12 protein-coding genes are annotated in these 11,516 nt (G+C 72.5%); 4 read left to right on the top strand and 8 right to left on the bottom strand.

All coding sequences use genetic code 11. The annotated features are described in order from the left end of the window. Nucleotides 1–267 precede the first annotated feature (267 nt). Both O2L52_RS01370 and O2L52_RS01365 read right to left on the bottom strand, forming a co-directional pair. The gene (locus tag O2L52_RS01370; protein WP_270113497.1) at nt 268–1,095 is read right to left on the bottom strand and encodes a phosphotransferase enzyme family protein; all 828 of its coding nucleotides are present in this window, start codon (nt 1,093–1,095) and stop codon (nt 268–270) included. Between the two features lie 157 nt (nt 1,096–1,252). Next, nucleotides 1,253–1,816: a M15 family metallopeptidase gene (locus O2L52_RS01365; RefSeq protein WP_270113496.1), complete on the bottom strand. Its 564-nt coding sequence runs from the start codon at nt 1,814–1,816 to the stop codon at nt 1,253–1,255. Between the two features lie 117 nt (nt 1,817–1,933). On the opposite strand from O2L52_RS01365, the gene O2L52_RS01360 reads away from it, so the two are divergent. Together O2L52_RS01360 and O2L52_RS01355 are read left to right on the top strand one after the other, a co-directional pair. After that, entirely contained in the window at nt 1,934–2,608 is a 675-nt protein-coding gene (locus O2L52_RS01360; protein ID WP_270113495.1) for a response regulator transcription factor, read from the top strand. Further along, the gene (locus O2L52_RS01355; RefSeq protein WP_270113494.1) at nt 2,601–3,725 is read left to right on the top strand and encodes a sensor histidine kinase; all 1,125 of its coding nucleotides are present in this window, start codon (nt 2,601–2,603) and stop codon (nt 3,723–3,725) included. Before O2L52_RS01360 ends, O2L52_RS01355 begins: the two co-directional genes overlap by 8 nt. Here O2L52_RS01355 and O2L52_RS01350 read toward each other — a convergent pair. The 4 genes from O2L52_RS01350 to O2L52_RS01335 are packed head-to-tail and all read right to left on the bottom strand — an operon-like array spanning nt 3,702 to nt 6,764. Then, nucleotides 3,702–4,145 carry a GNAT family N-acetyltransferase gene (locus tag O2L52_RS01350; protein ID WP_270113493.1) on the bottom strand — a complete coding sequence of 148 codons (444 nt, stop codon included), beginning with the start codon at nt 4,143–4,145 and terminating at the stop codon, nt 3,702–3,704. The two genes, O2L52_RS01355 and O2L52_RS01350, sit on opposite strands and share 24 nt — an antisense overlap. Nucleotides 4,146–4,155: 10 nt before the next feature. Further along, nucleotides 4,156–4,764 (bottom strand): D-Ala-D-Ala dipeptidase VanX, encoded by a 609-nt coding sequence (gene vanX / locus O2L52_RS01345; protein ID WP_270113492.1) that lies wholly within the window; start codon nt 4,762–4,764, stop codon nt 4,156–4,158. Next, the gene (gene vanA, locus O2L52_RS01340; RefSeq protein WP_270113491.1) at nt 4,754–5,794 is read right to left on the bottom strand and encodes a D-alanine--(R)-lactate ligase; all 1,041 of its coding nucleotides are present in this window, start codon (nt 5,792–5,794) and stop codon (nt 4,754–4,756) included. Before vanA ends, vanX begins: the two co-directional genes overlap by 11 nt. Then, nucleotides 5,787–6,764 (bottom strand): D-isomer specific 2-hydroxyacid dehydrogenase family protein, encoded by a 978-nt coding sequence (locus O2L52_RS01335; RefSeq protein ID WP_270113490.1) that lies wholly within the window; start codon nt 6,762–6,764, stop codon nt 5,787–5,789. The genes vanA and O2L52_RS01335 overlap by 8 nt, the downstream gene beginning before the upstream one ends. A gap of 213 nt (nt 6,765–6,977) precedes the next feature. Here O2L52_RS01335 and O2L52_RS01330 point away from each other — a divergent pair, with 213 nt between their 5' ends. Beyond that, nucleotides 6,978–8,318, top strand: coding sequence for a UDP-N-acetylmuramoyl-tripeptide--D-alanyl-D-alanine ligase (locus O2L52_RS01330; RefSeq protein ID WP_270113488.1), 1,341 nt, complete (start codon nt 6,978–6,980; stop codon nt 8,316–8,318). A gap of 220 nt (nt 8,319–8,538) precedes the next feature. Here O2L52_RS01330 and O2L52_RS01325 read toward each other — a convergent pair whose 3' ends face one another. Further along, a complete protein-coding gene (locus tag O2L52_RS01325; RefSeq protein ID WP_270113487.1) occupies nt 8,539–9,375 on the bottom strand; it encodes a hypothetical protein in 837 nt (278 codons plus the stop codon). A 73-nt stretch (nt 9,376–9,448) separates the two neighbouring features. After that, nucleotides 9,449–10,381: an aldo/keto reductase gene (locus tag O2L52_RS01320; RefSeq protein WP_270113486.1), complete on the bottom strand. Its 933-nt coding sequence runs from the start codon at nt 10,379–10,381 to the stop codon at nt 9,449–9,451. Between the two features lie 124 nt (nt 10,382–10,505). Between O2L52_RS01320 and O2L52_RS01315 the strand changes: the two genes are divergently transcribed. Further along, nucleotides 10,506–11,390, top strand: coding sequence for a LysR family transcriptional regulator (locus O2L52_RS01315; RefSeq protein WP_270113485.1), 885 nt, complete (start codon nt 10,506–10,508; stop codon nt 11,388–11,390). The last annotated feature ends 126 nt before the right edge of the window (nt 11,391–11,516 follow it).

Below are 11,516 nucleotides of genomic sequence, written 5' to 3'. Positions count from 1 at the left end.
GCCGGGGGGGCGCACGCGCCCGGGCCCCCCCCCGGGGCCCCCGGGGGGGGGGGCGGGGGGGGGGCCCCCCCCCCCCCCCCCCAACGACTCGACCCGGCACTCGGACCAGGTGAAGACCGAGGACACGCCCGCCCACGCGACGGGCAGGAACGCCATGATGTAGCGGATGCGCACGTCGGGGTCGTGCTTCCGGTCCCACGTGTGCTGGTCCATGGTCGTCGATACTAAGGCGCGCACGAGTGCGCGGCGGCCGGGCAGGTCGTGGCCTCAGCGGCCGAGGGCCGCGCACATCTCGGCGAACCACTCCTCGCCCCGGCGGCGGCCGTCGGGAAGTCGGTCGTCGCGGTCCCAGCGCCAGGTCACGACCATGGCGAGCTTCAGGATGCGGCACTGGCGCACCAGTTCCCGGTCGGCGCCCGGATAGTGCTCCTCGAGCGATTCGGGCGCGTGCGCGATGTCGAACTCGACGGGCCCGCGGCAGCAGGTCTCGAAGTCGATGAACAGTGGCCCCTCGGCGGTCGCGAGCAGGTTGCCCGGGTGCGGTTCGCCGTGGAGGATCTGCTCCTTGCCGCGGCCGTCGATCTCGCTCCGCAGGTCGCGCAGCGTCTCGGCGAGGAGCCGCCGATCCGGTTCGGCGAGTTCGGGACTGAGGTCCCGGTCGGCGAGGATCTGCTGCGCCTCTCCGACCCGGTCGGTGACGTGCGGCGTCGGCAGGTCGAGCGACCGCATGCCGGCGTGCAGCCGTGCGAGCGCGGCGGCGTACTCGGCCGGAGGGACCTCCTGGGCCGAGACGGGCGGGTAGTAGGTCCACAGGGTGATGTCGAAGCCGTCGCGGGCGTAGACACGCGGTTCCGCGCGGGGATCGAGAGCGGCCACCGGGCGACCGGACTCGCCGAGGCGCTGGGCGATGTCGATCTCGAACTGCGCGATCCCGTGGGAGGCGGGGGCGACCCGGGCGAGCACGTCGCAGGGCAGGAGTCGCAGTGTGAGCTTGTTCGAGTCGTTCAGGACGATCGCGTCGTCGGCACGCAGGCCGACGGATGCGGCGACCGCCTTCGCCGCTGCGACCGCCCGTGCCGCGCTGGGAACCTCCATCGTCGCCGGACCCCTCTCCCCTGCCCGGCCCGCGCGGTGCGCGTCCGAAGCGCTGCCCGCATTGCCGTGCACGGGCCTGCCCGACATCGTACGGGCGCAGCGGCTCCCGCTCGAGCGCGTTTTTCGGCGGGCGTTCGCAGCGGGCCGGAGGCGCTGGTCACCGCCGGTTGCGCGGGTCCTCTGAAGGGTCGGCGTACATGGGCGGCGGGCCGTGCACGGCCGCTTCGGGGCGCAGTTCGTAGTGCCAGGGCTCGTTCCGGTAGATCTGGCACAGCCCGTAGGCGGCGCCGTGCCGCGCCAGCCACGCCGCGGAGGCGCGCGGGCCGATGTCGACCGCGTGCCCGGCGACGTGGGCGGAGGTCTCCGGTGTGGACACCCAGCGGGAGGCGGCCTCCTCGGAGCCGTACCGGGAGACCGCTTCGCGGCGCAGGTGCCGCTGGTACTCCGGGGAGCGCCAGCCGCTGTTCACATAGAAGACGAGGCCGTCGCGCGAGGCGTCCGACGCGGCCCGGCGCACGGCGGCGAGGAGTGCCGGGTCGAGGTTGGCGACGCCCGCGACCGCGTCGTCGAAGACCGTGGTGCGGTATGGGACGGCGCCGTCGGCCACGCCGAGCGCGCCGCGGTCGCGCAGGTGCAGGAGCCGGTAGCCGAGCGCCCTGGCGATCGCCGCGAGGAGGGCCACGACTGTGGCGGCGAGCCCCCGGCGGAGCCGGCGGGTCATGGTTCGTGCGGAAAGGCTGTAGGACATGCCCTCCAGTACAGGAGGGGCGGTGTTGTCGGCGCGTTAGCGGTTTTCGATACGCCGGCGATAGGCGCGGGCCCGTAGCATCGTGGAACTATGCGCGTGCTGATCGTCGAGGACGAACCCTATCTGGCAGAGGCCATCCGCGACGGCCTGCGGCTGGAGGCCATCGCCGCGGACATCGCCGGCGACGGCGACGCCGCCCTGGAGCTGCTGAGCGTGAACGCCTACGACATCGCGGTCCTCGACCGCGACATCCCCGGGCCATCAGGGGACGAGGTCGCCGCGCACATCGTCGACTCCGGCACCGGCATGCCGATCCTGATGCTCACCGCCGCGGACCGGCTCGACGACAAGGCCTCCGGGTTCGAGCTCGGCGCGGACGACTACCTCACGAAGCCGTTCGCGCTCAAGGAACTCGTGCTGCGGCTCAGGGCGCTCGACCGCAGGCGGGCCCACCACCGGCCGCCCGTGCGCGAGATCGCGGGCCTGCGGCTGGACCCGTTCCGGCGCGAGGTCTTCCGCGACGGAAAGTACGTGGCGCTCACCCGCAAGCAGTTCGCGGTGCTCGAAGTGCTCGTCGCGGCCGAGGGCGGGGTGGTGAGCGCCGAGGACCTGCTGGAGCGGGCGTGGGACGAGAACGCCGACCCGTTCACGAACGCCGTGCGCATCACCGTCTCGGCGCTGCGCAAGCGCCTGGGCGAGCCGTGGGTCATCGCGACCGTGCCCGGCGTCGGGTACCGCATCGAGGCGGGCGCGGACCGTGGATAGGCGCCCCGGCCTGAGCGCCCGCCTCAAACTGACGATCAGCTACGCCGCGCTCCTGCTGCTCGCGGGGGCGATGCTGCTCGCGGTCGTCTGGGTGTTCCTGCTGCGCTACGTGCCTCCCGAGGCGGTCAGCCTCGGCGGCCCCTGCGAGCCCGGCACCGGGGGCCGCTGCCCGCCGAACTACTTCATCCCCGGCCGCCTGGACCTCTGGCGCGCGTTCGCCCCGAAGGCGGCGGTCATGATGGGCCTCCTGCTCGTGCTCGGCCTCGGCGGCGGCTGGTTCCTCGCCGGCCGGATGCTCGCCCCGCTCAACCAGATCGCGGGCGCCACCCGCATCGCCGCGAAAGGCTCACTCGCGCACCGCATCCGGATGCCCGGCCCCCGCGACGAGTTCCGGGAGCTCGCCGACGCCTTCGACTCGATGCTCGAGCAGATCGAAGCGCACGTGGGCGAGCACCAGCGGTTCGCCGCGAACGCCTCCCATGAGCTGCGCACTCCCCTGGCGACGATGCAGACGCTCCTCGAGGTGGCGCAGCGCGACCCCGCGGGATGCACGCCGGAACTCGTCGACCGCCTGCACTTCGTGAACGCGCGGGCCATCGACCTCACCGAAGCGCTGCTCATGCTGAGCCGCACCGGACGGCGCTCGTTCGCGCGCAGCCCGGTGGACCTGTCGCTCGTCGCGGAGGAGGCGGCCGAGACGCTCCTCCCCCTCGCGGAGGCGCAGGACGTGGACATCCAGGTCTCGGGTGAGGTCGCGTCGGCCGCGGGTTCGCCGGCGCTGCTGCTGCAGATGACGGTGAACCTGCTGCACAACGCGATCGTGCACAACCGCTCTGAGGACGGTTCGGTCTCGGTCGCGGCGGCCGTGGACGCCGGATTCGCGGTGCTCACGGTCGAGAACTCGGGCGAGGTGCTCCAGCCGCACCTGGTCGCGACGCTCACCGAGCCGTTCCAGCGCGGCACGCGCCGCGTCCGCAGCGACCACGCGGGCGTGGGCCTCGGCCTGGCGATCGTCGAGAACATCGTCAAGGCCCACGACGGCCGCCTCACGCTGACCGCCCGCCCCGAGGGCGGGCTCCGCGTGGAGGTCCGCCTACCCGCCGCCGAGGCTCCGTAGCAACCGCGACGACCGTCCCGTCTGGACGGTGTAATCGCGGGCCCGGTAGAACGCGTGGGCGTCGTCGCGGTGGTCGCTGCTGGTGACCTCCATGCTCCTGCATCCGCGGCGTGCCGCGAACGACTCCGCGGCGTCCATGAGTCGGCCGCCGACGCCCTGGCCGCGGGCGGTGTCGGCGACGACCAGCGCCACGATCCGGGCCCAGGAGCCGTCGCGTTCGAAGAACGGGCAGACATGGACGGCGATGAGCCCGAGCAGGTCCCCGTCGCGGTCGGCGGCGAGGGCGGCGCTCGACGGGTCGGCGCTCCAGGCCCGGATGCGCGCGGCCGTGGCCTCGGCGCCGTCCTGCGGGTAGCCGAGCTGGTGCAGCAGCGCGCTCGCGGCCTCAGCGTCGCCGCTTTGCAGCGGTCGTATGCGCATGCGCTGCCTCCTAGGCGACGGGGAAGTCGAAGTACGTGTCCGGGTGCGGCTCGTTCTTCAACGTGTAGTGCCACCACTCCCATTGGTACGGAACGAAACCGCAATCCTCCATGATCGACCGCAGGAGGGCGCGGTTCGCGGCCTCGGCACTCGTGATGCCGGTCGCGCCGTGGTGCGACACCGGGTCCATCAGGTCGTGGTGGCCGCCCATCGGGACCGGTTCGCCGTTGCCGGCGCGGCAGAGGGTCAGGTCGACGGTGCTGCCGCGGCTGTGGCCCGACTTCGGGGCGACGTACTGCTTGGCGACCATCTCGGACCTGTCGATGTTCGGGTAGTGGTCCCCCTTCGTGCGGCCGTCCTCCGGCTGCGCCGCCCACCGCAGGAAGTGGTCGACGGCGCGCTGCGGGCGGTAGGCGTCCCAGACCAGGAGTCCGAGGCCGATCGACGCGGCCTTTCCCTGCGCCTCGGCGAGGGCCGCGCACAGCGCGCGCGTGCCGACGACGCGGTTCGTCAGGTACCCGTCGACCGGTGCGCCGACGAAGTTCGCCGCGGCGGCGTACGTCGCGTCCCAGCGGATGCCGGGCACCGTCTCGTCCAGGTAGGCGAAGTCATCGCGCAACGGCCGTTCCCTCCAGCGCCAGTGCGACCATCCGGTCGATCACCTCGGCGAGCGGCAGCCCCGAGGCCGCCATCATTCTCGGATAGCGGCTGTACGAGGTCAAGCCGGGCATGGTGTTCACCTCGTTGAGCACGACCGTGCCGTCCGCCTTCAGGAACAGGTCGACCCGCGCGAGCCCACGGCAGCCCAGGGCGCGGTAGATCGCCTTGGCGGTCTCCTGGACGAGCGCGCGCGACTCGGCGGGGATGTCCGCGGGGACGATGAACTGGGCGTTCTCGGAGCCGGTCTCGGGCGCGTCCTCCTGGTGGATCCTGAAGAAGCCGTGGGAGAGCGCGACGCGGTCGACCTCGCCGGCGAAGAGCGCGGCCCCGTTGCCGAGCACGGCGCACCCGATCTCGCTCGCGTCGACGGCCTCCTCGATGAGGACCTTCGCGTCGTACCGCCGGGCGGAGTCGATCGCCTCCTGGAGGTCCGCCTCGCGGGTCACCTTGGTGACGCCGAACGAAGAGCCGGAGCGGGCCGGTTTGACGAAGACGGGGTACGGGAGGGCCCCGGCGTCGATCTTCTCGTCCGCATCGACGGTCCAGAAGGCGGGCACGGCGATGCCGGCCTCGCGGACCACGAGGTAGGTGAGGGTCTTGTCCATGCACAGTGCGGAGCTCTGGACGTCGCAGCCCGCGTAGGGGATGCCGGAGAGCTCGAGCAGGCCCTGGATCGCGCCGTCCTCGCCGAGTCTGCCGTGGAGCACGGGCAGGACCGCGTCGAGGCGGATCGTCTCGTACCGGCCGCCTTCGAGCACGAGCAGGCCGGGCGCGGCGCGGTCGGGCGAGAGCACGGCCGGGCGGCCGTCCTCCCAGCCCGGTCCGGGGCCGTCGCAGAGCCGCCAGGCACCGCTCTCCGTGATCCCGATGTAGTACGGCTCGTACTTGCCGGGGTCGAGGCTCCCCGCGACCTCGCGGGCGGACTTGACGGACACGGGGTGCTCCTCGGAGCAGCCGCCGAAGACGATGCCGATATTCAACTCAGCCATGCTGGTTCCTCTTCTCGAATCGCAGACAGTTCACAATGGAGTTCTCGACGGTGTCGCTGAGCGCGCGGTCGGTGTAGTAGGCGGTGTGCGGGCTGACGAGCACGTTCGGCAGCTGCTGGAGGCGCAGCAGCGTCTTGCTCTCGACCGGTGAGTCCTGATGCGCGACGTAGAACACGCCCTCCTCGCCTTCCAGCACGTCCAGGGCCGCGCCGCCGAGCCTGCCGCTCTCCAGCGCCGAGACCAGGGCCTCGGTGTCGATGAGCGCGCCGCGCCCGGTGTTGACGACGTAGGCGCCGCGGCGCATCCGCGCGAGGCGCTGGCGGTCGAGGAGGTGGTGGGTGCCCGGAGTGAGTGGAGTGTGGAGGGTGACGATGTCGCTGCGGCGCACCAGCTCGTCGAGCGGCACGTACTCGGCGGCGGCCTTCGCGGTGTTGTCGTGGGCCAGGATGCGGCAGCCGAAGCCGCGCAGCCGGTCCACGACCGCGCCGCCGATGCGGCCGGTGCCGACCACGCCCACGGTGAGGTCGCGCAGGTCCCGGCCGCGCGTCTCGTGGAGGCGGTAGTCGTGGACCTCGGCGCGCAGGACGGTGGACTTCGCGTGCCGGACCGCCATGAGCATGAGCATCAGCGTGTAGTCGGCGACGCTGTCGCTGGAGTACGCGACGTTCCCGACCTCGATGCCCAGGCTCTGCGCGTACTGGACGCTGATGTGGTTGAAGCCGATGCTGCGGGTGGAGATGTAGGCGACGCCGGCGCGGCCGAGCGCGCGCAGCGCGGCGCTGGTGACGCGGGTCTTGTGGCCGATGCTGATGCACCGGTGGCCCGCGGCGAGGTCGGCGTTGGCCTCGGACGCCGGCTCGCCGGTGATCCTCGGCGCGATGCCGAAGCGCGGCGCGAGCGCGCGGAACAGCGCGGCCTCGTCCTCACCCGCCCCGTAGATCGTGATGCCGACCGGTTCTCTCTTGAGCATGCGCACAGTCAACGGGGCCAAGCGTTGTCGGAGCGTATGGCGTTTTCGATACGCCGACGATAGGTCGGGCGTATCGCGGGCGTATCAAAAAGCGCATACACCCGGGCAACGGCGCCTCGCTTTGACTGGGCGCATGAAACCTGTGCGCATGAGACGTGTCCCGATGTACCGCGCCGAACCGGCCGCACGCGCCGACCGTAGCGGGGCGCGGGCATGATCGCGCTGAGCCTCAAGGAGATCGCCGCGATCACCGGCGGCACTGCCGTCGGCGATGACGTGACGGTGACCGCCCCGGCCGTGTTCGACGGCCGCCGTTCCGAACCCGGCGGGCTCTTCGTCGCGTTCGACGGCGAGCGCGTGGACGGCCACGACTACGCCGGGCAGGCGGGCGAGGCCGGGGCGGTCGCGGTCCTGGGCTCGCGGCCCACGGCGCTGCCCACGGTCGTCGTCGCGGACGCGCAGGCCGCGCTGCAGGCGCTCGCCGCGAACGTCGTGGCGCGGCTGCGCAGCACGCTGATCGTCGTCGGCGTCACCGGTTCGCAGGGGAAGACCAGCACCAAGGACCTGGTCGGGGCGGTGCTCGCGAGCGCCGCGCCAACGGTCACCACGGCCGGCTCGATGAACAACGAGCTCGGCGTGCCGGTCACCATGCTCCGCGCTGACGCCGACACCCGTTGCCTCGCTTTGGAGATGGGCGCCCGCCGGGTCGGCGACATCGCCGCGCTCGCGGCGCTGGCGCCGCCGGACATCGGCGTCGTGCTCAACGTCGGACAGGCGCACTTGAGCTACTTCGGGACGCGCGGTGCCATCGCGAAGGCCAAAGGCGAACTCGTGGAAGGCCTCACGCCGGGCGGGACCGCAGTCCTCAACGCCGACGACCCGGCCGTGGTCGCGATGCGGGCGCTGACCGACGGCCCGGTCCTGACGTTCGGTCGGGCCGAGCACGCGGACGTGCGCGTCCTGGACCTGACACTGGACCGGCGCAGCCGGCCCACTTTCACGCTGCGGACCGCCGACGCCTCGGCCGAGCTCACGCTGCCGTTCATCGGCGCGCACCAGGCGTGCAACGCGGCGGCGGCCGCCGCAGTGGGGCTCGCCGCCGGGATCCCTCTCGATGCGAGCGCGAAGGCGCTGGCCGGTGCCGCACTCTCGAAGTGGCGCATGGAACTGCGGGAACTGCCGAGCGGGGTCGTGCTGCTCAACGACTCCTACAACGCCAACCCGGACTCGGCCCGCGCGGCCTTGGACGCCCTCGCGGCGGTCGAAGGCGGGCGGCGCATCGCGGTCCTCGGCGACATGGCCGAGCTCGGCGACGCGAGCGAGGCCGAGCACCGCGCGGTCGGCCGCTACGCCGCCGCGCGCGCCGACATCGTGATCGCGGTCGGCACGGCTGCGCAGCCGATCGCCGAAGGCGCGGGCGCGCGTTCGGTCCGCCTGCCCGACAACGGTGCGGCGATCGACTGGCTGCGGGCGCGCCTAGCGCCAGGGGACGTCGTGCTGGTCAAGGCCTCCCGCGAAGCCCGCCTCGACGAGGTCGCCGACGCGATCGGCTAAGCGGGTTCGGTACGTCCGGGGTAGCGCCTCGGGCCTACCTCCGCGAAGCCGGCCTCAGGGAGGCCGCCGACACGAACACCTGGACGGCTGGACGGCTCGGGGTTCTCTCCCGCGAGCCCCGCCGCGACCAGGTCGCCGAGGCGATCGCCTGCGCGGCTTCGGAAAGCCCCGGATGCGACCCGGGGCTTTCCCGCCCTGAAGCGTTGGCGAGGGCGCTCGCCTAAGCGGCCTCGACCGAGTCCCGGGCTGAGCTCGAAGTCCGCAGGCCCGCCTGCGCCTCGATGATCGCTTCACTGAGCTGGTCGGCGAGGCCGTGTCGGCCGTCTTCGGCGAAGAGGTTGGTGCGCATGAAGGTGACGCCGCGCAGGCGGCCGTACCGGTCCACCGTCGCCCGGCAGAGGCCGCTGCTGGAGTAGGCCTGGTGCCGGTAGGCGTCGCCGCCGCCCTTGCCCGAGCCGATCTCCGGGAACAGGTCGTACCGGCCGAGCTCCTTCGCGCTCCGCCAGCGCTGCTGCTCGGCGTCGACCCAGGCGCGCACGATGCACGCGCCGAGCGACTTGCCGCCCATGCGTTCGGCGCCGCGCAGGAGTTCGAGGGTGTGCATGGTGCCGTCGAGCCTGAGCGTCACCGTCGCCACAGCCTGCGGTTCGGCGCCCGTGAACTCGGTGCCGGGGTCGACGATCTCGTCGGCCCTGGTGCGGAAGTCCTCGTGCAGCTTGGCGATCTCGCGGATGACGAGGTGCTGTGCGGTGAGCACTTGCCGGGGGCTCATGCCTTGGACCGCAACGCCTTCCACTGTGGAGCGGATGACGCGGCGTACGCCGCCGGCGTACTGCGGGTGGCGCTCGCCGGTGCGCTCGATGAGCGCGAGCGTCCGCTCCCTGGCGGGGCGCTTGCCGAGGTGCCTGGCGAGGGCGGTCTCGAACACGCGGCGCACCAGGGCGCGGTAGGCGGAGCGCTCCTTCTCCGGCAGTTCCCGGTAGGCGATGCGGGCCTCGCGGCTGCCGGTGCGGATGTAGGTTACGAGCGCCCTCGGGCCGGGCACTGGTGTGGTCATTTGCCGTCCTTGTCCTGGGCGGGTCACCGAAACCCGCCCAGTCTACAAATCGACCGCAATTCCTAAATGGACGCTACGGGACGGTGTACCCGGCCGCGCGCACCAGTTCGTACCATTCGGGGCGGGTCAGCGGAATGTCCGAGCCCAGGGCCGAGGCGGCGACGCGCTCGGGGTTGGTGGTCCCGATGACGACCTGCATCTGCGCCGGGTGGCGGGTGATCCAGGCGACCGCGATCGCGATCGGCGGCACGTCGTACTTCGCGGCGAGCCGGTCGATCGCGGCGTTCAGCTCCGGGTAGCGCTCCGAGCCGAGGAACGGGCCGTCGAAGAACCCCGCCTGGAACGGCGACCAGGCCTGGAGGGTGATGCCGTGCAGGCGGCAGTAGTCGACGATGCCGTCGTCGCGCGCCACCGACTGGTCGAGGCCCTGCATGTTCGCGGCCACGCCCTGGGCGATCAAGGGCGCGTGGGTGATCGAGAGCTGCACCTGGTTCGCCACGAGCGGCTGGTTCACGTACTTGCGCAGCAGGTCCATCTGGCGGGCGGTGTGGTTCGAGACGCCGAACGCGCGGACCTTCCCGGCGGCGGCGAGGTCGTCGAACGCGCGGGCGACCTCCTCGGGCTCGACGAGGGCGTCGGGGCGGTGCAGCAGGAGGATGTCGAGGTAGTCGGTGTCCAGCGCGGCCAGCGACTCGTCGACGGACTCGACGATGTGCTCGTACGAGAAGTCGAAGTACGGGCCGGGGTGCATGATGCCGGTCTTGGTCTGGATGACCAGGCGCTCGCGCTCGGCCGGCGTCAGCTTCATGGCCTCGGCGAAGCGCCGCTCGCAGCCGTGGCGCCCGCTGCCGTAGAGGTCGGCGTGGTCCAGGAAGGTGATCCCTGAGTCGATCGCGGTGCCGAGGAGGGTGCGCACCTCCTCGTCGGTCTTGTCCTGGATGCGCATCAGGCCGAGCACCACGTTCGGTGCGGTGATGTCGGTGCCTGGCATGGTGAAGGTCTTCATCGGTCTCTCCTCGCCGGAGCTGGAACGCGGCCCGAGGCGGGCCCGCACCGCTCATGCTAGGGACCGGTAATCTAGAAGTCCAACAACTGGCGATCATGGGATTGAGAAGTGCGGGGCATCGTTCATGGAACTGCGGCAGATGGAGTACCTGGTCGCGCTGGCGGATGAGAGGCACTTCACCCGCGCCGCCGAGCTGACGGGCATCTCGCAGTCGGGCCTGTCGGCCGCGATCCGGGGGCTCGAGGAGGAGCTGGGCACGAGCCTGTTCATCAGGACCACGCGGCGGGTCGAGCCGACCGAGGCCGGGTTCGCGCTGCTGCCGTACGCGAGGGCGATGCTGGAGCAGGCCGCGGGCGCGCGGGACGCGGTCGTGAAGGCCAGCCGCGACCTCGCCGGGTCGCTGCGGATCGGCGCCGAGCAGTGCCTCGGCCTGGTCGACATCGCGGCCCTGCTCGACCGGTTCCACCGGCGCCATCCGCGCGTGGAGACTCATTTCGTGCAGGCCGGTTCGCACGACCTGCTGGGGCTGCTGCGCGCCGGGGAGCTCGACGTCGCGTTCGTGGCGACGGAGCGGCACCTGAGCGGCCTGCCGCGCCTGGAGATCGGCAGGGAGCCGCTGCTGGCGCTGCTCCCGCCCGACCATCCGCTGGCGACCCGCGCCTCGGTGCGCTGGGAGGCGCTGGCGGACGAGTCGTTCATCGACTTCGGGCCGGCCTGGGGCGTGCGGACGCTGAACGACGAGGCGTTCGCCGCGCGCGGCGTGCACCGGCGGGTCCGCTGCTCGGTGAACGACGTCCACACCCTGCTGGACCTGGTGTGCCGGGGGCTCGGGATCGCGGTGGTGCCGCGGCATGTGGCCGCGAAGCCGCAGGCGAGCGGGTTGCGGGCGCTGCCGATCGCCGCCGAGGACGCTCCTGAATGGACTGTTTCGGCGGTGTCGTCGGGCCGGGACCGCGCCGACTCCCCCGCCGCGCACCTCCTCGAACTGGTCAAGGAGCCTCGCGGCTGAGGCGGCACCCGGCCGCTTCGCCGAAACGCCGCGGGGGCCGCCGGGGGCGGCCGCGGGGGCGGGGGGGGGGCGGGGGCCCGCGCCCCCCCCGGGGGGGGGGGGGGGGGGGGGGGGGGGGGGGGGGGG

The organism is Glycomyces algeriensis (assembly GCF_027622855.1).
Lineage (GTDB): Bacteria > Actinomycetota > Actinomycetes > Mycobacteriales > Micromonosporaceae > Glycomyces > Glycomyces algeriensis.
The sequence above is the reverse complement of the archived record's forward strand: the minus strand, read 5'-3'. Positions and strand labels throughout refer to the sequence as shown.

What these genes read in the sequence shown, in the direction of transcription:
- O2L52_RS01370 (WP_270113497.1), bottom strand. Translation starts at nt 1,095, where the DNA reads ATGGAGGTTCCCAGCGCGGCACGGGCGGTCGCAGCGGCGAAGGCGGTC.
- O2L52_RS01365 (WP_270113496.1), bottom strand. Translation starts at nt 1,816, where the DNA reads ATGACCCGCCGGCTCCGCCGGGGGCTCGCCGCCACAGTCGTGGCCCTC.
- O2L52_RS01360 (WP_270113495.1), top strand. Translation starts at nt 1,934, where the DNA reads ATGCGCGTGCTGATCGTCGAGGACGAACCCTATCTGGCAGAGGCCATC.
- O2L52_RS01350 (WP_270113493.1), bottom strand. Translation starts at nt 4,145, where the DNA reads ATGCGCATACGACCGCTGCAAAGCGGCGACGCTGAGGCCGCGAGCGCG.
- vanA (WP_270113491.1), bottom strand. Translation starts at nt 5,794, where the DNA reads ATGGCTGAGTTGAATATCGGCATCGTCTTCGGCGGCTGCTCCGAGGAG.
- O2L52_RS01335 (WP_270113490.1), bottom strand. Translation starts at nt 6,764, where the DNA reads ATGCTCAAGAGAGAACCGGTCGGCATCACGATCTACGGGGCGGGTGAG.
- O2L52_RS01330 (WP_270113488.1), top strand. Translation starts at nt 6,978, where the DNA reads ATGATCGCGCTGAGCCTCAAGGAGATCGCCGCGATCACCGGCGGCACT.
- O2L52_RS01325 (WP_270113487.1), bottom strand. Translation starts at nt 9,375, where the DNA reads ATGACCACACCAGTGCCCGGCCCGAGGGCGCTCGTAACCTACATCCGC.
- O2L52_RS01320 (WP_270113486.1), bottom strand. Translation starts at nt 10,381, where the DNA reads ATGAAGACCTTCACCATGCCAGGCACCGACATCACCGCACCGAACGTG.
- O2L52_RS01315 (WP_270113485.1), top strand. Translation starts at nt 10,506, where the DNA reads ATGGAACTGCGGCAGATGGAGTACCTGGTCGCGCTGGCGGATGAGAGG.